This window comes from Kitasatospora sp. CM 4170 (assembly GCF_032110285.1).
GTDB lineage: Bacteria > Actinomycetota > Actinomycetes > Streptomycetales > Streptomycetaceae > Kitasatospora > Kitasatospora aburaviensis.
Genome location: NZ_CP134877.1, coordinates 3,241,008 through 3,261,357 on the forward strand (window position 1 = coordinate 3,241,008; position 20,350 = coordinate 3,261,357).

Below are 20,350 nucleotides of genomic sequence, written 5' to 3' on the forward strand. Positions count from 1 at the left end.
GGCTTGCGCAAGGAAGTTGGCAGTCGTACCACCCTCCGGGCCCCGCCCGTGGAACGGTCACGGGCCCGTGGGCCTGTCTTGTGGATCTGCCCGGGCCCGCGGCGCCCGGGCACGCACCTCGCCGCGTTGTCGTCGGTCGCCGTTGGCCCCCGGCCTTCGGCAGGGAGGTGCCCCCACCGCATGGACTCCCTCCTCCGCCTTGCGATGCACGCACCCAGACGCCGCGGTCTGATCCGACCTGATCCACAAGACAGGCCCTAGGGAGTTGACGCGATGCGCCGTCGCCGGTGGAAGCGTGTTCTGATCGGCGCGTTCGCGGGCTGTGCCGTGCTCGCCGATGCCGGCGCCGCCGCGGCCCAGGCCGCCGCGTCCACCGAGCAGCTGGCGATCTCCACGCCCCCAGCCGGCAGCGCCGCCTGGGTCGAGGACCACTCCTTCGGGCAGTCCATGCCGGACCCGGCCACCACCACCCCGGCCGCCGCGGCCGAGTTCTTCGCCTCCCTGGCGCCCACCGAGCTGGACCGGCTGATCCGGGACTACCCGCTGGTGGTCGGCAACTTCGACGGCGCCCCGGTCGACCTGCGCTACCGGGCCAACCGGATCGCGCTGGCCGCCGAACGCGACCGCGCCAGGGCCCGCGCCGCCGACCGGAAGCTGGACTCCGAGCAGCGCGCGCTGGCCGTCTCCCGCGCCAACGACGTCGAGCACCTGCTGGCGTCCGAGCGGCAGGTCCTCGCTTTCGACCCGCGCGGGCGCGGCCTGGTCACCGAAGTCTGGGGCGACCTCGCCGACGCCGACCGGATCGCCGTGCTGGTACCCGGCTCGGACGCCGACCTCGGCCACTTCGACCAGGCGGCCGAGCCGCTGCGCTCCCCCGCGGGCATGGCCCGCGCGCTGTACGCCGAGGAGCACCGCCAGGCGCCCGGCACCCGGACCGCGGTGATCGCCTGGACCGGCTACGTCACCCCCTCCGGCCTCGGGCCGGACGCCGTCACCTCCCGGCTCGCCGACGTCGGCGCGCCCCGGCTGGAACGGCTGCTCGCCGGGCTCAAGGAGACCACCCGGCCGGACGCGCCGCCGTCCCTGCTCTGCCACTCCTACGGTTCGGTGGTCTGCGGCAGCGCCGCCCCCGAGATCCCGCGGGCGGCCGCCTCGCCGTCCGACACCTCGGGGATCACCGACCTGATGGTGTTCGGCAGCCCCGGCATGGGCGTGCAGAGCACCGCCGAGCTGGGCGCCGGCGTGCACGTCTGGGCCACCCGCAACGGCAGCGACTGGATCGGCAACGTGCCGTACCTGGAGGTCGGCGGGCTCGGTCACGGCGCCGACCCGACCTCGACCGACTTCGGGGCCGAGCAGATCTCCTCGGCCCGCTCCTCCGGCCACAACGGCTACTTCGCCGAGGGCACCGACAGCCTGCACAACTTCGCGGCCGTCTCGCTCGGCCGCTACGAGAACGTGGTCCGCCCGCCCGCGGACACGCCGTAGGGCGGATCCGACCCCGGCGGTCAGTCCCGGTAGAGCCGGGCGGCCTCCGCCGCGGCGCGGGCCAGCTCCCGGCGGGCCGCGGGCGGCGAGAGCACCTCGGCGTCCGCGCCGAAGGCGAGCAGCGCGCGGACGGCCGGCAGCGCCTGGAACCCCATCGCCAGCTCCACCCAGTCGTCGGCGGCCCCGGCGCCCGACTCCGGCGGCGGGGCGGTGAGCCGGGTGGAGTGGATCCGGACGAACATGTCCAGCCGCCCGCGCCGGACCCGCACCTTGACCGGCACGTCCTTGGGCAGCCGCTCGACCTGGTCGCGCAGCACCGCCCAGACCGCGCCGAGCCCCACCCCCGGACGCCGCCGCACGGACTCCTCCGCGGTCTCGGCGGCGAGCACCCGCTCGACCCGGAACAGCCGCGGCTCACCGTTCAGGTCGGCCACCAGGTACCAGACCCCGGCCTTGCTGACCAGGCCGTACGGGTCGACGGTGTACTCCGCGGGGACGGGTGCGCCGCTGTGCCGGTACCGCAGCCGCAGCCGGCGGTCGGCGAAGACGGCGTGCTGCAGCTCGCCGAGGTCCGGCCCGGAGGCGCTCCCGCCGGGCTGGAGCCAGCGGACCGGGTCGACCAGGATGCGCTCGCTGATCCGCTCGGCGGCGGGCCGGTGCGGGGCGGGCAGCGCGGCCATCACCTTGCGCAGCGCCGAGCCGAGCGCGCCGTCCAGCCCGAGGTCGCTGTGCGCGCCCTGGGCGGAGAGCACGAACAGGGCCCGCGCCTCGTCGGCGGTCAGGCCGCTGACGTCGGTGCGGTAGCCGGGCAGCAGCGCGATGCCACCGTGCCGCCCTCGCTCGGTGTAGACCGGGACGCCGGCCGCCGAGAGCGCCTCGACGTCGCGGTAGATGGTGCGGACCGACACCTCCAGGCGCTCGGCCAGTTCGGTGGCGGGCACCCGGCCGCGGGTCTGGAGCAGCAGCAGGATCGAGAGCAGGCGGTCGGCCTTCATGCCCACGAGGATGACAGAAATCATGACGCTCGTTGTCAGGTTTTGCCGGGAGATTGCCTCCGAAGCGAAAACCCCCTTCCGACGACGGAGTTGATCCCGCATGGACACCACCCAGGACCCCCGCCCGCTGTACCTGCTCGCGCTCGGCCAGCTGGAGAAGCTGATCGCCGAGGCCACCCCGGCCGCGCTGGACCGGCCGACCCCGTGCGAGGAGTACGACCTGCGGCAGCTGCTGGGCCACGTGGTCGGCGGTGTGCACCGGCTCGCCTACATCGGCGAGGGCGGCCGGGCCGAGGACGTCGTCGCGGCCACCGGCGACCTGCCCGACGACGCCTGGCCGGCGGCGTTCGAGCGGGCCCGGGCCCGGGTCACGGCCGCCTGGGCGGACGACGCCAAGCTGGACCGCCCGTCCTTCGCGCCCTGGGGCGAGGTGCCCGGGCGGGCCGCGGTCGGCGGCTACGTGATGGAGGCCGTCACCCATTCCTGGGACGTCGCACGCGCCCTCGGCAGCGGCCTCGCCCTGGACGAGGAGCTGGGACGGGCCGCGCTGGCCGTCGCCGAGTTCGTGCTGCCGGCCGAGAACCGCGGCGGACCGGTCCCGTTCGGCCCGGTGCGGCCCGCCCCGGCCGACGCCGACGCCACCACCCGGCTGGCCGCCTACCTGGGCCGCGAGGTCTGACGCCCCGGCGGGAGCGGGACCGGCCGCCCCGCTCCCGCCACCGGGCCGGCCTGGCTAGTCGCGGCCGGCCGAGGTGAAGGTCATGTCCGTGTAGCGGTCGCCGGCCACCTGGCCGGCGATCGGCTCCAGCGCCGCCAGCTCCTCGGCGGTGAGCCGGAGCGCGGCCGCCGCGGTGTTCTCGGCGAGCCGGGTGCGCTTGCGGGTGCCCGGGATCGGCACGACCGTCAGGCCGTGCACCTCCGCCCGCTGGTGCACCCAGGCCAGGGCCACCTGCGCGGCGGTCGCCCCGCGCGCCGCGGCGATCTTCCGGATCGGCTCGACCAGCGCGAGGTTGGCCGCGGCGTTCTCCCCGCGGAACCGGGGCTGGCTCCGGCGGAAGTCGTCCGCGGCCAGCTCCTCCGCCGCGGCGAACGAGCCGGTCAGGAAGCCGCGCCCGAGCGGCGAGTACGGCACGAAGGCGACGCCCAGCTCGGCCGCGGCCGGCACCGCCGAGCTCTCGACGTCCCGGGCGAAGACCGACCACTCGGACTGCAGGGCGGCGATCGGGTGCACCGCGTACGCCTCGCGCAGCTCCGCCCCGGTCACCTCGGAGAGGCCGAGGTGGCGCACCTTGCCGGCCGCCACCAGCTCGGCCATCGCGCCGACCGACTCGGCGAGCGGCACGGCCGGGTCGCGCCGGTGCATGTAGTAGACGTCGATCACGTCCACGCCGAGCCGGCGCAGCGAGGCGTCCACGGCGGAGCGGATGTAGGCCGGGTCGTTGCGGATGCCCCGGTACGTCGGGTCGTCCGCGCGGCGTTCGAGGGCGAACTTGGTGGCCAGCACGACCCGGTCCCGGTTTGCGCGGACGAACGGGCCGATCAGCTCCTCGTTGTGGCCGGAGCCGTACGCGTCGGCGGTGTCGAAGAGGGTGACGCCGGCCTCCAGGGCCGCGTCCAGGGTGGCGAGGGCCTCGACGGTGTCGGTCGGGCCGTAGAACTCGCTCATGCCCATGCAGCCGAGGCCCTGGACGCCGACGGCCGGGCCGTCGTTGCCGAGCCGGACGGTGGGGAGAATGGTGTTCGTCATGCGCTCTGCTGCTTCCTGTCCGAAGTCTGCGTTGTCTGTGCGGTCTGCGGGGTCTGCGCCGGCACGCCGCAGGCGGCGAGCCTCCCGGCGTAGAGATCGATCTTGAAGTCGAGGACGGCGAGGGTGGCGTGCAGATCGGCGATCTGCTGCCGGACCACCTCGCGGTGCGCGACCAGCAGCTCGCGCCGGTCCTCGGCGGTCCGCTCGCCCTCGCGGGCCAGCTCCACGTAGCGGAGCATGTCGGCCACCGGCATGCTCGTCAGCCGCAGCCGGCCGAGGAAGGCCAGCCGGTGCAGGTCGGCGTCGCAGTAGCGGCGCTGGCCGGAGGCGGCGCGGTCGACCGGGTCGAGCAGGCCGATCCGCTCGTACCAGCGCAGCGTGTGGGCGGTCAGCCCGCTGGCCGCCGCCACCTCGCTGATGCTGTGCCGGGGCGTCCGGTCGGGCACGCCGACCGGCGCGTTGAACACCTCGGAGCAGGTCCTCAGGTCGATCTCGATCGACGCGAGCGTGGCCATGGTCGAAACCCCCAGTGGTGAGCGACCCACGCCTCGGTGGGTCGGTTCAAGACGCTAACGAGTTGGAGTGCACTCAAAGCAAGCCTGCCAGCCCGGTGCTCCCGGCACCCGGGCGGCGGCGGCCGGTTAGAGTCGGGCCCATGGAGAGCTTGCGGATGATCGAGACCTGGCCCGTCCCCCACGCGGCGGCGGCCGTGGTGCGGGGTGCGGACGGCGCCGTGCTGGGCGGGCACGGTCCGCAGGACCACCTGTTCCCGCTGGCGTCGGTGACCAAGCTGCTCACCTCCTACGCCGTGCTCGTCGCGGTCGAGGAGGGCGTCTTCGAGCTGGACGACCCGGCCGGGCCCGAGGGGTCGACCGTCCGCCACCTGCTCGCGCACACCTCGGGCCTCGCCTTCGACGAGCACCGGGTGATGGCCGAGCCGGGCAACCGCCGGCTCTACTCCAACGCCGGCTTCGACGTGCTGGCGCAGGCCCTCCAGCAGGCCTCCGGCATCGAGTTCGGCCGGTACGCGGCCGAGGCGCTGTTCGAGCCGCTCGGCATGCGCGACACGCTCATCAACACCGCGCACAAGTCCCCCGCCGGGGCTGGCGGCCTCTCCACGGTCGCGGACCTCGCGCTGTTCGCCGCCGAGCTGCAGTCGCCCAAGCTGCTCGACCCGTCCACCGTGCGGGCCGCCACCCGCGAGGTCGCCTTCCCGGGCACCAGCGGCGTGCTGCCCGGCTTCGGCCACCGCCGGCCGAACGACTGGGGCCTCGGCTTCGAGATCCGCGACGGCAAGGCCCCGCACTGGACCGGCACCGCCAACTCCCCCGCCACCTTCGGCCACTTCGGCCAGTCCGGGACCTTCCTCTGGGTCGACCCGGAGGCCGGCGCGGCCTGCATCGCGCTCACCGACCGGGACTTCGGGCCGTGGGCCGCCGAGGTCTGGCCGCAGCTCAGCGACGCCGTCGTGGCCGAGCTGCGCGGCTGAGGCCCGGCGCGGGCGTCCCCTCGTCCCGAGCCGGCCGGGACGGAAACCGGACGCCCGTCAGCCGTACGAGACCGGCGAGTGCATCTCCCAGAGCAGGAGCTCGGCGCCGGTCCCGCCGGCCGCCGGGTCGGCGAAGGCGCCGCCGGTGATCCGGACGCTGTCGCCGGGCACCATCGAGCGCCCGCCGCCCTGCGGCCCTGGCACCGTCCGGTAGCCGAGCGAACCGGCCGTCAGGTGCGCGTAGCGCCAGGGCGCGGCCGGCAGTTCGGGCAGCGGCTGCCAGGGGCCGGCGGTCGCCAGCCAGAGCGCGGCGTCGCTGCGGCGCAGCCGCAGGGCGTCCGTGCCGGCGTCCCGATCGAGCCCGGAGGCGAGCAGCGTCAACCCGCCGGGCGCGCGCTCCACCCGGCGCAGTCCGTACGCCGGGGGCGCGTCGAAGGCGTCCGGCTGGAGCCACATCTGGACGAAGCGGACCGGCCCCCCGGCGCCGCCGACGTTGCGCTCGGTGTGGGTGACGCCGGAGCCCGCGCTCAGGTGCTGGAGCATGCCCGGGCGGACCACACCGCTGTGGCCGCGGGAGTCCCGGTGGGCCAGCGCGCCCTCCAGCACCCAGGTGAGGATCTCGGTGTCCCGGTGCCTGTGCTCGTCGAACCCCGCGCCCGGTGCGAGCAGCTCCTCGTTGCACGCGAGCAGCGCGCCGAAGTGCGTGTTCCTCGGGTCGTAGTGACCCGCGAACGAGAACGCGTGTCTGGTCTCGATCCCCTCGGCCGGAGTGGAGAGGTAGCGCTCGGCGGTGCGGCGCAGGTCGGCGCGGGGGCGGGCGGGGGCGTCGGTCACGGGCCCACGGTAGCGTGCCCCCCGGGCAGGTTCCGGGCGCGTTCCGGGCGCTCCCGGCGCGGCTCCGGCACGCCCTGCGGAGCGCGGGTGTGACGGGTGCCACCGCGTCGCTGCGCCGGGGGTTGTGCACGAGCAGTCACTCCGGTGAGGCAGTCTTGTCCTTGTGCCAGCCGCTTCCGCGAACTCCCAGAGCGAACCCACCGCCAAGCCCGACCAGAGCGGGCCGGGCCCGACCCCCGGGGCCGGCCGCGACCGGCCCGGCCGCGCGGCGCCGCGACTGACCGCGCAGGAGCGCAGACTCGCCGCCGAGCGGGCCGAGCGCCGGGCCGCGACGCTCAAGCGGCTGGAGAAGTCCTCGGGCAAGCTGGCCACCGCCGCGATCGCGCGGATGGACGACCAGCTCGGCTGGTACCGGCGGATGCCGCCGGAGCACCGCTCCTGGATCGGCCTGGTCGCCCAGGCCGGTATCGCCGCCTTCACCGAGTGGTACCGCCACCCCGACGCCCCGCAGGCGATCTCCACCGACGTGTTCGGCACCGCGCCGCGCGAGCTGACCCGCGCCATCACGCTGCGCCAGACCGTCGAGCTGATCCGCACCACGATCGAGGTGATGGAGGAGGCCATCGAGGAGGTGGCCGCCCCCGGCGACGAGGCGGACATGCGCGAGTCCGTGCTGGTCTACGCCCGCGAGATCGCCTTCGCCACCGCCCAGGTGTACGCCCAGGCCGCGGAGGCGCGCGGCGCGTGGGACGCGCGACTGGAGGCGCTGGTCGTCAACTCGCTGCTCTCCGGTGACGCCGACGAGGGAGTGCTCTCGCGCGCCGCCGCGCTCGGCTGGGGCCAGCCGAGCCAGGTCCGAGTGGTGATGGGCAGCGCCCCGGACGGCGACAGCGAGCTGGTGGTGGAGGCGATCCGCCGGGCCGCCCGCTACGCCAAGCTGCACGTGCTGACCGGAGTGCTGGGCAAGCGGCTGGTGGTCGTGGTCGGCGGCGACAAGGAGCCGGTGCACGCCGCCCGGGCGCTGATCGGCCAGTTCGCGCCCGGCCCGGTGGTGGTCGGCCCCACCGTGCCCGACCTGCTGTCCGCGACCCGCTCGGCGCACGCCGCCGCGGCCGGCCTGCGGGCCTGCGCCGCCTGGCCGGACGCGCCGCGCCCGGTGCTGGCCGACGACCTGCTCCCGGAGCGGGCGCTCGCCGGGGACCAGGCGGCCCGCCGCCAGTTGGTGGAGGAGATCTACACACCGCTGGACGAGGCCGGCTCGGCGCTGCTGGAGACCTTGAGTGTCTACCTGGAGCAGGCCTCCTCGCTGGAGGGGGCCGCCCGAATGCTCTTCGTCCACCCCAACACGGTGCGCTACCGGCTCCGACGTGTGACAGACGTCACGGGATACGCTCCGTCGGACGTGCGTTCGGCGTTCACGCTGCGTATCGCACTGGCGCTGGGGCGACTCACGGCGGCCGGCGAGCAGAGCTGAGCCCGATGTAGGGAACTTACAATCCCCGATGCTTTTCTTCGTTACCGTCGCCTACCCGCCCCCGGGCGTCCGGCGAGAGAGGGTTGAACCGTGCTCGTAATCGTCGCCCCTGGACAGGGTGCCCAGACCCCCGGTTTCCTCAGCCCCTGGCTGGAGCTCGACGGCGTCGCCGACCGCCTGCGCGGCTGGTCGGAGGTCGCCGGGCTCGACCTGGTGCACGCCGGCACCGAGGCGTCCGCCGAGGAGATCAAGGACACCGCCGTCGCCCAGCCGCTGCTGGTCGCGGCCGGTCTGGTGACGGCCCGCGCGCTGTTCCCGGACGAGGACCGCGCCCGTGAGCTGGTCGGCGCCGTGGCCGGCCACAGCGTCGGCGAGATCACCGCCGCCGCCGGCGCCGGGGTGCTCTCCGCCCACGACGCGCTGACCTTCGTCCGCGAGCGCAGCCTGGCGATGGCCGAGGCCGCCGCCGCCACCGAGACCGGCATGGTCGCCGTCCTGGGCGGTGAGCCGGAGGTGGTCGCGGCCAAGCTGGCCGAGCACGGGCTGACCCCGGCCAACAACAACGGCGGCGGCCAGATCGTCGCCGCCGGCACACTGCCGCAGCTGGACGCCCTGCGGGCCGACCCGCCGGCCGGTGCCCGCCTGATCGCGCTGAAGGTCGCGGGCGCGTTCCACACCGAGCACATGGCGCCCGGTGTCGAGCGCCTGGCCAAGCTGGCCCCGACCCTGCCGGTCGCGGACCCGAAGGTCGCCTACGTCTCCAACAAGGACGGCGGCGTCGTGACCTCCGGCACCGAGGTGCTGGACCGCCTGGTGTCGCAGGTCTCCAACCCGGTCCGCTGGGACCTCTGCATGGAGACGCTGGAGCGGCTGGGCGCGACCGCCGTCATCGAGCTCGCCCCCGCGGGCACCCTCACCGGACTGGTCAAGCGCAACCTCAAGGGTGTGGCGACGCTTGCCCTCAAGACCCCCGCCGACCTGGACAAGGCCCGCGAGCTCGTCGCGGAGCACGGCGGTCAGGAGACCAAGGCATGAGCGCCCCGCAGATCAAGCCGGTCACCGGTGCGCAGTACGCGCGCATCCACGGTGTCGGCGGCTACCGCCCGGTTCGGGTGATTCCCAACGCCGAGGTGCTGAACTGGATCGACTCCTCGGACGAGTGGATCCGCACCCGCAGCGGGATCGCCGAGCGCCGCTGGGCCGGCCCCGAGGAGACCGTCGCCGAGATGTCGGTGCAGGCCGCCGGCAAGGCCATCGCCCAGGCCGGGATCGACGCCTCGCAGATCGGCGGCGTGATCGTCGCGACCGTCTCGCACCTCAAGCAGACCCCCGCGATCGCCACCGAGATCGCCGAGCGGCTCGGCTGCGGCACCGCCCCCGCCTTCGACATCTCGGCGGCCTGCGCCGGCTTCGGCTACGGCCTGGGCCTGGCCGACGGCATGATCCGCGGCGGCAGCGCCGAGTACGTGCTGGTCATCGGCGTGGAGCGGCTCAGCGACCTGACAGACCAGTCGGACCGCTCGACCGCCTTCATCTTCGGCGACGGCGCCGGCGCCGCGATCGTCGGCCCGTCCGACACGCCCGGCATCGGGAAGGTCATCTGGGGCTCCGACGGCTCCCAGAAGGACGTCATCTCGCAGACCCAGGCCTGGGACACCGCCTTCGCCAAGGAGGACGCCGTCAACGGCGCCGGCGAGGAGGCCAAGTGGCCGACCCTGCGGATGGAGGGTCAGTCGGTCTTCCGCTGGGCGGTGTGGGAGATGGCCAAGGTGGCCCAGCAGGCGCTGGACGCCGCCGGGGTCACCGCCGACCAGCTGGGCGCCTTCATCCCGCACCAGGCCAACATGCGCATCACCGATGCCATGATCAAGGCGCTGAAGCTGCCCGAGACGGTGCCGGTCGCCCGCGACATCACCGAGACCGGCAACACCTCCGCCGCCTCCATCCCGCTGGCGATGGAGCGCATGTTGGAGAGCGGCGAGGCCCGCAGCGGCGACCTCGCCCTGATCATCGGGTTCGGGGCGGGTCTGGTCTACGCGGCGGCAGTCGTTACGCTCCCCTAGGCACTTCCGCCCCACTCATCACAAACCTGCGTCCGTCCGCCGGGCGAGCGCATTCAACACCGAAGAGGAGCAGCCAGTATGGCTACCAAGGACGAGGTCCTGGAAGGTCTCGCTGAGATCGTCAACGAGATCGCCGGCATCCCGACCGAGGACGTCGAGTTCGACAAGTCCTTCACCGACGACCTGGACGTCGACTCGCTGTCCATGGTCGAGGTCGTCGTGGCCGCCGAGGAGCGCTTCGACGTGAAGATCCCGGACGACGAGGTCAAGAACCTGAAGACCGTCGGCGACGCGGTGGACTACATCCTCGCCAACGCCTGAGCGTCCGACCCGTTCGACGCCCGTCGTCGGCCGGCTCCCCGAGTCGGCCGACCCGCCGGCCGGACGCCCCACCGGGCGCCCGGCCGGGCCCACCCCCGGCCCGCCGCCGTTGTCCCGCACGAACGTGAGAGAAGAAGATCCAGTGACCGTTGAAAACCGTACCGTGGTCGTCACGGGTATCGGCGCCTTCACGCCGCTGGGCGGCGACGCCGCCACCACCTGGGAGAACCTGGTCGCCGGGCGCTCCGGGGTGGCTGTCCTGACCGAGGAGTGGGCCGCCGACCTTCCCGTCCGGATCGCCGCGCGCACCGCCGTCGACCCGGCCGAGGTCCTCCCCCGCCCGGTCGCCCGCAAGCTGGACCGCTCGGCGCAGTTCGCGTTGATCGCCGCCCGCGAGGCCTGGGCCGACGCCGGCTACGAGACCCCGGCCACCGACGAGTCCTCCAAGCTCGTGCCCGAGCGTCTGGGCGCCGTGATCGCCTCCGGCATCGGCGGCGTCACCACCCTGCTCGACCAGTACGACGTGCTGCGTGAGAAGGGCGCCCGCAAGGTCTCCCCGCACACCGTGCCGATGCTGATGCCCAACTCCCCGGCGGCCAACGTCGGTCTGGAGGTCGGTGCCCGCGCCGGCGTGCACACCCCCGTCTCCGCCTGCGCCTCCGGCGCCGAGGCGATCGGCTACGCGATCGAGATGATCCGCAGCGGCCGCGCCGACGTCGTGGTGGCCGGCGGCACCGAGGCCGCGATCCACCCGCTGCCGATCGCCGCGTTCGCCAACATGATGGCGATGTCCAAGAACAACGACGAGCCCGAGCGCGCCTCGCGCCCGTACGACAAGGGCCGCGACGGCTTCGTGCTCGGCGAGGGCGCCGGCGTGGTCGTGCTGGAGTCGATCGAGCACGCCGAGGCCCGCGGCGCCCGGATCTACTGCGAGGCGGTGGGCCAGGGCCTGTCCTCGGACGCCCACCACATCGCCCAGCCGGAGCCGACCGGCGCCGGCGTGGCCCGCGCGCTGGCCGACCTGTTCGACCGCAACCCGCTGGACAAGGCCGAGATCGTGCACGTCAACGCGCACGCCACCTCGACCCCGCAGGGTGACACGGCCGAGCTGAAGGCGCTGCGCAAGGAGCTCGGCGAGCACCTGGACCACATCGCCGTCTCGGCCACCAAGTCGATGACCGGCCACCTGCTGGGCGGCGCCGGCGGCATCGAGACCGTCGCCACCGTGCTGGCGCTGCACCACCGGGTCGCCCCGCCGACCATCAACGTCGACGAGCTCGACGAGGACGTGGACGCGGACATCGTCCGGGACGAGGCCCGGGCGCTGCCCGAGGGCCGGATCGCCGCCCTGAACAACTCGTTCGGCTTCGGCGGCCACAACGTGGTGCTGGCCTTCCGCACCGTCTGACCCCGTACCCGAAGGGGCCGGCGCTCGTGACGAGCGCCGGCCCCTTCGGGCGTTCCGCGGTGCGGGCTCAGACCACCTGGTGCAGCCAGCGCACCGGGGCTCCCTCGCCCGCGTAGCGGAAGGGCTCCAGCTCGTCGTCCCACGGCTTGCCGAGCAGCCGGGAGATCTCCGCCTCCAGGTCCGCGCCCTCGCTACGGGCGCGCAGCAGGACGGCCCGCAACCGGTCCTCGGGGATCAGGATGTCGCCGTGGATCCCCGTGACGGCGTGGAAGATGCCGAGCGTGGGCGTGCTGCTGTACCGCTCGCCCTCGGCCGTGGCGCAGGGCTCGCTGGTGACCTCGTACCGCATCAGCTGCCAGCCGCGCAGCGCGGAGGCGAGCTTCGAGGCCGTGCCGGGCTCGCCCTGCCAGGAGAACTCGGCACGCCAGTGCCCGGGCGCGGCCGGCTGGCGGATCCAGTCCAGGCTCACCCGCACACCGAGCACCCCCGCGACGGCCCACTCGACGTGCGGGCACAGCGCGCGGGGCGCGGAGTGGACGTACAGGACTCCACGTGTCGTCACCGGGACCTCCAGGCTGTGGACGAGGGTCGCCTTCCCCAGCTGCCTCGCGTTCGTGCCTGCAGTTGATCCACAGTTACCCACGTTAGCCGACATTAAGCCACTAAATTGAGCAAAACGGACAGGCTTTCGCTCAATGCTAGTCGAATCCTTTACGAGGTCCACCCCTCGGTCGGATCTCTCCCCCGAACGGCCCCATCGCCAGGCGGGACCACCGTACCGCGCCACCCCGCACCGCGGCTGACGCGCTTTCGGATCCGGCCGGAATGCGGTAGTGCGGCCGGCTCCCCTGCGCCCGGTACGCAAACCGCCCCGCCGGCCCGGAGGGGGCGGCGGGACGGTCGCGGGACGGCCTGAGTAACCGTCAGCCGGCGAGACGGACCACCATCTTGCCGGTGTTGGCGCCGCGCAGCAGGTCGAGGAAGGCCTGGGCGGTGTTCTCGAATCCGTCCACCACGGTCTCCTCGTTGCGCAGCCGGCCCTCGCGCAGCCAGCCGCCCACCTCGGCGACGAACTGCGGCTGCAGGGCGCCGTGGTCACCCACCAGCATGCCCTCCAGCCGCAGCCGCTTGCCGATGGCCATCGCGAGGTTGCGCGGGGCCGCCGGGGCGGAGGTGTCGTTGTACTGGGCGATCGCGCCGCAGAGCACCGCCCGGCCGTGCACGCCGAGCGCGCCGATCGCGGCCTCCAGGTGCTCGCCGCCGACGTTGTCGAAGTAGAGGTCGATGCCCTCCGGGGCCGCCTCGGCCAGCTGCTCGGCGACCGGGCCGTCCTTGTAGTTGAACGCGGCGTCGAACCCGTACTCGCCGACCAGCTTGTCGACCTTCTCCGCCGATCCGGCCGAGCCGACCACCAGAGCGGCGCCCTTGAGCTTGGCGATCTGACCGACCATCGACCCGACGGCCCCGGCCGCGCCGGAGACGAAGACCTTGTCGCCCTCCTTGAGGCCGCCGACCTCCAGCAGGCCCGCGTAGGCGGTCAGGCCGGTCATGCCGAGCACGCCGAGGTAGGCGGAGAGCGGCACGGACGGGTCGACCTTCACCGCGCGGCCGGCCGCCACGGTGGCGTACTCGCGCCAGCCGAGCCCGTGCAGGACGGCGTCGCCCGGCGCGAAGCCCTCGGCCGCCGAGGCCACCACGTAGCCGACCGCGCCGCCGTCCATCGGCCGGCCCAGCTGGAACGGCGGGACGTAGGACTTCACGTCGTTCATCCGGCCGCGCATGTACGGGTCGACCGAGAGGTAGGCGTTGCGGACCAGGATCTCGCCCGGCTCCGGGGCCCGGACCGGGGCCTCGACCAGTGCGAAGTCGGTCGGCACCGGCCAGCCCTGCGGGCGGGCGGCGAGGTGCCATTCGCGGGCGGTGACGGGCGCTTCCTGCTCGGCCATCGGTGGTGCTCCCTGCTGCATGAAAGGTTGACTTACTGAAGTAACGATGGGCATGAAAGGTTCATGTTGTCAACTTTTCAGGTAGACTCGGGGGCATGGACACCCAGCCCGCCCCGACCGTCGCCTCCCAGCCCGACGAGATCACCCGCGAGGTCGTCGACCTGATGGCCAACCTGGTCGGGCTCTTCCACCGCGAGTACGAGGAGGCCGCCGCCGCCCGCTCGCTCACCGGCGCCCAGGCCAAGGTGCTCGCCCTGCTGCGGCGCGGGCCGATGCCGATGCGCCACATCGCCCAGACGCTCAGCTGCGAGCCGTCCAACATCACCGGCATCGTCGACCGGCTGGAGTCGCGCGGCTTCGTCACCCGGGAGGCCGACCGGCAGGACCGCCGGGTCAAGCTGGTCGCCGCCACCGAGACCGGCGCGGCCGCCTCCGAGGAGCTGCGCGAATCGCTGAACTTCGCCCGGGAGCCGCTGGCCGCGCTCGGGCCGGAGGAGCGGACCGTCCTGCGCGACCTGCTCCGCAGGATGCTCGCGGGCGCCTCCGGCCCCGGGGCGTGAGCCTCCGCAGCCCCCGCGTGAGCAGCATCACAGCCCTTCGGGCCGTTCCGGAGCAATTGACCGGGCCCCGGCTGTAACCGAACACTCCCGCGAAACGTCTAAGGTTCGAGACTTGGCACCGGCCTGCCCTAGGGCCGGTGCGCGTGGAGAACGACACCAGAAGACGGGGGGCCGGGGCAGGATGAGCAGCAGCTCACGACGTCGGCGCATCATACGGATCGCTGTGGGCCTCGCCGCCGTTCTGGTGCTGTCCGTCGCGGGAGCCGGAGCCTGGTTCTACCACCGGCTGGACAGCAACATCACCACCTTCGACGCGGGCGGTGTCGCCACCGAGCGGCCACCGGCCCCCGTCCCGGTCACCCCGGGCGCCTCGGTCCCGGTCAACGTCCTGGTGCTCGGCTCGGACACCCGGGACGACGGCAACGCCGACCTCGGCGGCGGCGACCTCGGCGTCGGCCACTCCGACACCGCGATCCTGCTGCACGTCTACGCCGACCACAAGCACGCCGTCGGGGTCTCCATACCCCGCGACGCCCTGGTGACCGTCCCGTCCTGCCGTCTGCCGGACGGCAGCTGGACGAAGCCCAAGACCAACCAGATGTTCAACTCGGCCTTCACCATAGGCGAGTTCCCCAAGGGCAACCCGGCCTGCACGCAGAACACCGTCGAGACGATGACCGGCCTGCGGATCGACCACACCATCGTGGTGGACTTCAAGGGCGTCGCCGCGATGACCGAGGCGATCAGCGGCGTGGACGTCTGCGTCCCCAACGACGTGAACTCGCACAACATCCAGCTGAAAAAGGGCATGCAGCGGCTCTCCGGCCAGCCGGCCGTGGACTACCTGCGGGCCCGGTACGGGTTCGGGGACAACTCCGACATCGGGCGGATGAAGCGCCAGCAGGCCTTCCTCTCCTCGATGATCCGGAAGATCCAGGGCCTCGGCTTCTCGCTGCCGACCCTGCTCCCGCTGGCCGACGCGGCCACCCGCTCGCTCACCGTGGACGAGGGCCTCGGCACCGCGATGAAGCTGGTGGACTTCGCCCAGTCGCTGCAGGGCATCAAGCTCTCCGACATCACCTTCGTCACCACCCCGTGGCGCTTCGCCGGGGACCGGGTCGCCCTGGTCCACCCGGACGTGGACACCCTCTGGAAGCTGCTGCGCGAGGACCGCACCCTGGACGGCCAGAGCACCGGCCAGGTCGGCGCCGCGGCGTCCGCCTCCCCCTCCGGCGCCCCCGCCCCCACCGCCTCGCCGACCGCGCTCAGCCCGGAGGAGGCGGCCGTGCCGGTCACCGTGGTCAACGGCGTCGGCACCCCCGGACTGGCCGGCAGCGCGGCGAAGGCGGTGCGCGGCAAGGGCTTCACCAACGTCGAGCTGGGCGCCGTCAACGGCAGCCGGCTGACCACCGAGATCGCCTACGACCCGGCGCAGAAGGCGGCCGCCGACCAGCTGGCCCCGCTCTTCCCCGGAGCGCGGCTGGTCGAGGAGCCCGGCTCGGACGGGATCACCGTGACGCTCGGCCGCGACTACCGGCCGGTGCCGTCCACCGGGATCGACTCCCTCGGCGCGGCGGCCGCCGGCCCCACCGCAGGGCCGTCCGACGCCCCGTCCGGCGGCCCGTCCGGCAGCCCCTCGGCGACGCCGAGCGGGATGCCCACCGGCATCGCCGAGAACGCCCGCGGGGCGGACACCGACCCCTGCGCCGACCTGACCTTCGGCTGACGCCCGGGCGGGCCGGCCCCGCGCCGGGCCCGCCCCCGCCTTCGGTGCCGGGCCCGGTACCCGGTCCGCTCAGGCGGCCGGGCCCAGGCCCTGGCCGCGGTCGGGGTCGGGGTCGGGCAGGCCGGTGACCACGGCGGTCAGCCGGGTGCCCGCCGGGAACGCCCCGGCCTGCACCCCGGCGTACAGGCCGGCGAGCAGCTTGGCGACGTACCGGCGCTCCAGCGCGACGCCGTGGCGCCGCTCGAACCGCTCCGCGAAGGCGGCGAGCTCGGCCGGCACCCGGCCGTAGCCGCCGCCGTGGTGCCCGTGGTCGATCCGCCAGTTGCCGAACTCGCGCCCGTAGGCGGCCCGGTGCAGCCCGGCCACCTCGCCCTCCAGATAACCCTCGCCGCCGCGCAGCACCGCCACGCCGAGCGCCCGCGCACCCGGCGGCAGCCCGGCCGCGACACCGGCCAGCGTCCCGCCGGTGCCGACCGGGCAGCAGACCACGTCCCGCTCGCCGAGGTCGGGGAGTTCGCCCGGGATCGCCGCCGCGCCGATCGCGGCCAACGCGTTGGAGCCGCCCTCCGGCAGGACCAGGCAGGGCCCCCAGCGCCGCTGCAGCTCCGCCGCCACCGCCGCGTCGGCGGCGCAGCGGGCGGCCGTCTCCCGGTAGGCGGACCGGGACAGGAAGACCAGCTCCATCCCGGCCGCCTCGGCCGCCCGGAGCGACCAGTTGCGCGGCCGACCGGCCAGCTCCTCGCCCCGGACCAGCCCGACGCTCTCCAGACCGAGCGCCCCCGCGGCCACCGCGACGGCGCGCAGGTGGGTGGAGTAGGCCCCGCCGAAGGTCAGCAGCCGGGTGTGCCCCTGTTCCAGCGCGGCCGCCAGGTTGGGCCCGAGCTTGCGCCACTTGTTGCCCGGCACGGTCGGGTGCAGCAGGTCGTCCCGCTTGAGCCGCAGCTCCACCCCGGCCCGTGCCAGCACCTCGTCGGTGCAGTCCAGCAGGGGGGTCGGCAGCAGTGCGGGTTCGAGCATCGGGCCAGGATACGGAGCCGCCGCCGGGCGGTCGGTGCCCGGGCGGGCGGTGCCTGAGCGAGCGGTGCCTGAGCGAGCGAGCCGAAGGGGCGCGCCGGTGCCGAAAGGGAGAAGCGAGGAGGCCTGAGGGACGAAGGCCTTGGAGCGCCGACCGTCGGCACCGGGTACGAGCGCCCCGGAGGCGAGCCGAGCGACAAAGAAGCGACGCCGACGTCAACGCGCCCTCGGCGCGGACCTGTTCGAGTGACATCCGGCCTGTCGGCACGTCCGCCGGGCCCGCGGTCACTAGAGTTCGTGCAGATGACCGCGCCTGGTCAAGCCCGGTCGTCCGGGCGAAGGGTGGGGCGGGTGGGACTCGAACCCACGACCAAGGGATTATGAGTCCCCTGCTCTAACCGGCTGAGCTACCGCCCCGGTTCGCCGCCCGCACCGGTGACCGGTCCGGCAGCAGCAGACGGCCCCGCGAGGCCGTCCCGGGCAGCATAGCCGGTCGATCACCCGTGGTGCGCGCCGGGGGCGCACATGGGTACGCGCGAACGCACGCCTCCCCGCGCGGCGCAGCCCCGGTGGCGGGCCCGCCCGGCCTCCGGCCAGCCTGGGCGGATGACGGCACGTAAGCCGGCGGTGCTCGGCGCCGCCCTGACGGTCCTGACGGCCGCAGGCTGCACCACCGCGGCGGGCCCCGGCGGCGCCACCCCGACGGTGAGCTCGCGGCCCGCCTCGGCCGCCTCGGACAGCCACGGCTGGAGCCGCGAACGGCTGCGCGGGGCGCTCGGCCGGCACACCGGCGTCACCCGGACCGCCAAGCCCACCGTGCTCAACGGACTGGTCGGCGCCGTGTTCACCCGCAACGCGGACGGCGACCACTTCTGCACCGCCAGCGTGGTCGACAGCGCCGGGCTCAACCTGATCGTCACCGCCGCGCACTGCGTCTGGGACCCGAAGCTCGGCCGGCGCTCCGACCTGGTCTTCGTCCCCGGCTACCGGGACGGCGAGACCCCGAGCGGCGTCTGGCCCCTGCTGGCGGTCACCGTCGACCAGGCCTGGCAGGACGGCGGCGACCCGGACGTGGACGTCGCCTTCGCGGTGGTGCAGGCCCGGAACGGGCAGCAGGTGCAGCAGGTGCTCGGCGCCAACCGGCTGGGCGTCGACCGCGGCTACCGGCTGCCGGTCAAGATCACCGGCTACCCCGGCACCAGCGAGGTGCCGATCACCTGCAGCAACACCACCTCCGAGCAGAGCCCCACCCAGCTGCGGATCGACTGCCCCGACTGGACCGGCGGCACCAGCGGCAGCCCCTGGGTGACCGACTTCGACCCGGACACCCGGACCGGGACCGTGGTGGGCGTGATCGGCGGCCACGAGGAGGGCGGCAACACCCCGGACACCTCCTACAGCAGCTACTTCGGCGACCGCGTCCGGGCCCTGTACGACCGCGCCACCGGGTGAACCCGGTGGCCGGGGACCCGGCGGTGGCGTCGCCGGGCCGGGCCTGGTAGATCTTCCTCACGAACGGCGGAACGCACGACCCGCAGAGCCCGCCCCAGAGGACGAGACGGAGCCCGGATGGCCTCCCGCCCGGTACGGCCCGCACGCACGGCCCAGGCGGCCGTGCTGGCGGCCCTGCTGCTGGCCGCCGGCGCCGCCTGCGGCGGCGGGGACGAGCAGCCGCCGAGCGCCGCGGTGGCACCGCCGAGCCCGGCCGGCGACCGGGTCGGCACCCTCTCGATCCGGGACGCCCAGGGCCCGCGGGCCTGCACGGCCAGCGTGGTGCACAGCCCGCGGCGGAATCTGCTGGTGACCGCCGCGCACTGCGTGCAGAGCCGCCGGATCGGCCTGCTGGACGGCCTGGTGTTCACCCCCGGCTACCGCAACGGTTACTCGCCGTACGGGAGTTGGCCGGTGCAGTCGATCACCGTCGACCCGCGCTGGGCGGCCGAGGACGACCCCGAGTACGACGTGGCGTTCGTCACGGTCCGGGCGATCGGCGGCCGCGAGGTCGAGGACGCGGTCGGCGGCAACCCGCTCGCCACCGGGCAGGGCGTCGGTCTCGCCGTCTCGGTGACCGGCTACCCAAACGAGAGCGACGAGCCGATCACCTGTTCGGCCCGGACCAGCTCGCAGAGCCCCACCCAGGAGCGCTTCGACTGCGGCGGCTACACCAACGGCACCAGCGGCAGCCCCTGGGTCACCCCGGCCGGCGCGGTGGTCGGCGTGATCGGCGGCTACCAGGAGGGCGGCGAGACCGACGGCACCTCCTACAGCGTCGCCTTCGACGAGAGGGTCGCCGAGCTCTACCGCCGGGCCACCGCCTGACCCGGACCGCCGCGCGGTCGCGGGCGCCGGGCGCGGCGCGGACGGCGAGGACGTGACGGACGCAACACCCCGGCCGCACGGGCCGGCGGCCCCGGGACAACACGAAGGCCCCCCGGTCGTCCGGGGGGCCTTCGCTCTGAGCAGTCACCGGGTGCACCCGGTGCAGCTCCCGCATTTGGACTCGAACCAAAAACCTGCCGGTTAACAGCCGGCTGCTCTGCCAATTGAGCTATGCGGGATCGCGGTGGGCAACTGCCGCACCACGGACAGGAGAACCGGCCCGACGGCCGTCCACCTGAGCTCCCCCAATTGGACTCGAACCAATAACCTGCCGATTAACAGTCGGCTGCTCTGCCAATTGAGCTATGGGGGATCGGGCTTCCGCTTCGGCCCCCGGTTTCCCGGGCTCCTCGGCGCTCGCTGCGGGACATACATTAGCGCACTCGGGGGGGTGGTCCGCCAATCGCTTTCCCCGGCCGCCCCGGGGCCCGTCCGGCGCGCCCCCCGCGCGCCCGGCTCACCACCCGGGGATGCTGGGGGCACGGACGGTTCGCCGCCCCGATCGACGGGTAGGGCAATGCGGCAGAGGCCGCCAGGAGAGGGTGGAATCCGATCATGTGGAAGCTGTCGTTGATCGTCGGACTCGCGGCGGGCTACGTCCTCGGCTCGCGGGCCGGACGCCAGCGGTACGAGCAGATCGCCAAGGTCACCCGGCAGGTCGCCCAGAACCCCAAGGTGCAGAGCGCCGCCGACAAGGCCAAGCACCAGGCCGGGGCGGTCGCCGGGAAGGCCGCCGGTGCCGTGGCGGACCGGGTCGGGGACCGGCTGCCGAACCGGGTGACCGACCGGGTGCCGTACTTCAACCGTCCCCGGGCGGAGGACGACAGCTGGGGTACCTTCCGCCCGTGACGCGGAGGTGACGGCAGGCCGTACGCCGCACCTGTACGACGCAACCGAACGGGCAAC

The 20,350-nt window shown here is 74.1% G+C and carries 20 protein-coding genes and 3 tRNA genes; 13 read left to right on the top strand and 10 right to left on the bottom strand.

The genetic code is table 11. The features are described 5' to 3' along the window. The first annotated feature begins 273 nt into the window (after positions 1–273). Positions 274–1,488 (top strand): alpha/beta hydrolase, encoded by a 1,215-nt coding sequence (locus RMN57_RS13455; protein WP_313763650.1) that lies wholly within the window; start codon positions 274–276, stop codon positions 1,486–1,488. A 20-nt stretch (positions 1,489–1,508) separates the two neighbouring features. Here the strand turns inward: RMN57_RS13455 and RMN57_RS13460 are convergent, their stop codons facing one another. Continuing rightward, entirely contained in the window at positions 1,509–2,483 is a 975-nt protein-coding gene (locus RMN57_RS13460) for a WYL domain-containing protein (protein WP_313767810.1), read from the bottom strand. Between the two features lie 100 nt (positions 2,484–2,583). On the opposite strand from RMN57_RS13460, the gene RMN57_RS13465 reads away from it, so the two are divergent. Beyond that, positions 2,584–3,162, top strand: a complete 579-nt coding sequence (locus RMN57_RS13465) for a TIGR03086 family metal-binding protein (protein ID WP_313763651.1) — start codon at positions 2,584–2,586, stop codon at positions 3,160–3,162. 54 nt (positions 3,163–3,216) lie between these two features. On the opposite strand, the gene RMN57_RS13470 is transcribed toward RMN57_RS13465, so the two are convergent. Continuing rightward, positions 3,217–4,230 (bottom strand): aldo/keto reductase, encoded by a 1,014-nt coding sequence (locus tag RMN57_RS13470; RefSeq protein WP_313763652.1) that lies wholly within the window; start codon positions 4,228–4,230, stop codon positions 3,217–3,219. Then, positions 4,227–4,745 (bottom strand): MerR family transcriptional regulator, encoded by a 519-nt coding sequence (locus RMN57_RS13475; protein ID WP_313763653.1) that lies wholly within the window; start codon positions 4,743–4,745, stop codon positions 4,227–4,229. The genes RMN57_RS13470 and RMN57_RS13475 overlap by 4 nt, the downstream gene beginning before the upstream one ends. Positions 4,746–4,885: 140 nt before the next feature. Here RMN57_RS13475 and RMN57_RS13480 point away from each other — a divergent pair, with 140 nt between their 5' ends. Continuing rightward, entirely contained in the window at positions 4,886–5,719 is an 834-nt protein-coding gene (locus tag RMN57_RS13480) for a serine hydrolase domain-containing protein (RefSeq protein WP_313763654.1), read from the top strand. 57 nt (positions 5,720–5,776) lie between these two features. Here the strand turns inward: RMN57_RS13480 and RMN57_RS13485 are convergent, their stop codons facing one another. Then, positions 5,777–6,553 carry a pirin family protein gene (locus RMN57_RS13485; RefSeq protein ID WP_313763655.1) on the bottom strand — a complete coding sequence of 259 codons (777 nt, stop codon included), beginning with the start codon at positions 6,551–6,553 and terminating at the stop codon, positions 5,777–5,779. 277 nt (positions 6,554–6,830) lie between these two features. Between RMN57_RS13485 and RMN57_RS13490 the strand changes: the two genes are divergently transcribed. The 5 genes from RMN57_RS13490 to fabF all read left to right on the top strand — a co-directional run bounded on the left by RMN57_RS13490 (position 6,831) and on the right by fabF (position 11,819). Continuing rightward, positions 6,831–8,027 carry a helix-turn-helix domain-containing protein gene (locus RMN57_RS13490; protein WP_313767811.1) on the top strand — a complete coding sequence of 399 codons (1,197 nt, stop codon included), beginning with the start codon at positions 6,831–6,833 and terminating at the stop codon, positions 8,025–8,027. A gap of 90 nt (positions 8,028–8,117) precedes the next feature. Beyond that, entirely contained in the window at positions 8,118–9,062 is a 945-nt protein-coding gene (locus RMN57_RS13495; RefSeq protein WP_313763656.1) for an ACP S-malonyltransferase, read from the top strand. Beyond that, a complete protein-coding gene (locus tag RMN57_RS13500; RefSeq protein WP_313763657.1) occupies positions 9,059–10,090 on the top strand; it encodes a beta-ketoacyl-ACP synthase III in 1,032 nt (343 codons plus the stop codon). Before RMN57_RS13495 ends, RMN57_RS13500 begins: the two co-directional genes overlap by 4 nt. A gap of 78 nt (positions 10,091–10,168) precedes the next feature. Beyond that, on the top strand, positions 10,169–10,411 hold the full coding sequence (locus tag RMN57_RS13505; RefSeq protein WP_313763658.1) for an acyl carrier protein: 243 nt from the start codon (positions 10,169–10,171) through the stop codon (positions 10,409–10,411). A gap of 142 nt (positions 10,412–10,553) precedes the next feature. Further along, positions 10,554–11,819, top strand: a complete 1,266-nt coding sequence (fabF, locus tag RMN57_RS13510; protein ID WP_313763659.1) for a beta-ketoacyl-ACP synthase II — start codon at positions 10,554–10,556, stop codon at positions 11,817–11,819. 67 nt (positions 11,820–11,886) lie between these two features. On the opposite strand, the gene RMN57_RS13515 is transcribed toward fabF, so the two are convergent. Together RMN57_RS13515 and RMN57_RS13520 are read right to left on the bottom strand one after the other, a co-directional pair. Further along, on the bottom strand, positions 11,887–12,381 hold the full coding sequence (locus tag RMN57_RS13515; RefSeq protein ID WP_313763660.1) for a DUF3145 domain-containing protein: 495 nt from the start codon (positions 12,379–12,381) through the stop codon (positions 11,887–11,889). Positions 12,382–12,742: 361 nt separating this feature from the next. Further along, complete coding sequence (locus RMN57_RS13520; protein ID WP_313763661.1) at positions 12,743–13,765, bottom strand: NADP-dependent oxidoreductase; 1,023 nt, start codon at positions 13,763–13,765, stop codon at positions 12,743–12,745. Between the two features lie 95 nt (positions 13,766–13,860). Here RMN57_RS13520 and RMN57_RS13525 point away from each other — a divergent pair, with 95 nt between their 5' ends. Together RMN57_RS13525 and RMN57_RS13530 are read left to right on the top strand one after the other, a co-directional pair. Then, positions 13,861–14,325: a MarR family transcriptional regulator gene (locus tag RMN57_RS13525; RefSeq protein ID WP_313763662.1), complete on the top strand. Its 465-nt coding sequence runs from the start codon at positions 13,861–13,863 to the stop codon at positions 14,323–14,325. Between the two features lie 223 nt (positions 14,326–14,548). Further along, entirely contained in the window at positions 14,549–16,051 is a 1,503-nt protein-coding gene (locus tag RMN57_RS13530) for an LCP family protein (protein ID WP_313763663.1), read from the top strand. A 69-nt stretch (positions 16,052–16,120) separates the two neighbouring features. Here the strand turns inward: RMN57_RS13530 and RMN57_RS13535 are convergent, their stop codons facing one another. Both RMN57_RS13535 and RMN57_RS13540 read right to left on the bottom strand, forming a co-directional pair. Continuing rightward, the gene (locus tag RMN57_RS13535) at positions 16,121–17,068 is read right to left on the bottom strand and encodes a pyridoxal-phosphate dependent enzyme (RefSeq protein WP_313763664.1); all 948 of its coding nucleotides are present in this window, start codon (positions 17,066–17,068) and stop codon (positions 16,121–16,123) included. Positions 17,069–17,408: 340 nt separating this feature from the next. Further along, positions 17,409–17,482, bottom strand: a tRNA-Ile gene (locus tag RMN57_RS13540). 189 nt (positions 17,483–17,671) lie between these two features. On the opposite strand from RMN57_RS13540, the gene RMN57_RS13545 reads away from it, so the two are divergent. Together RMN57_RS13545 and RMN57_RS13550 are read left to right on the top strand one after the other, a co-directional pair. Further along, positions 17,672–18,517, top strand: coding sequence for a hypothetical protein (locus RMN57_RS13545; protein WP_313763665.1), 846 nt, complete (start codon positions 17,672–17,674; stop codon positions 18,515–18,517). A gap of 117 nt (positions 18,518–18,634) precedes the next feature. Next, positions 18,635–19,384: a trypsin-like peptidase domain-containing protein gene (locus RMN57_RS13550; RefSeq protein ID WP_313763666.1), complete on the top strand. Its 750-nt coding sequence runs from the start codon at positions 18,635–18,637 to the stop codon at positions 19,382–19,384. A gap of 166 nt (positions 19,385–19,550) precedes the next feature. Here the strand turns inward: RMN57_RS13550 and RMN57_RS13555 are convergent. Beyond that, positions 19,551–19,623: transfer RNA gene (locus RMN57_RS13555), tRNA-Asn, on the bottom strand. A gap of 61 nt (positions 19,624–19,684) precedes the next feature. Further along, positions 19,685–19,757 (bottom strand) — tRNA-Asn (locus RMN57_RS13560). A 242-nt stretch (positions 19,758–19,999) separates the two neighbouring features. On the opposite strand from RMN57_RS13560, the gene RMN57_RS13565 reads away from it, so the two are divergent. Further along, complete coding sequence (locus tag RMN57_RS13565) at positions 20,000–20,293, top strand: hypothetical protein (protein ID WP_313763667.1); 294 nt, start codon at positions 20,000–20,002, stop codon at positions 20,291–20,293. The last annotated feature ends 57 nt before the right edge of the window (positions 20,294–20,350 follow it).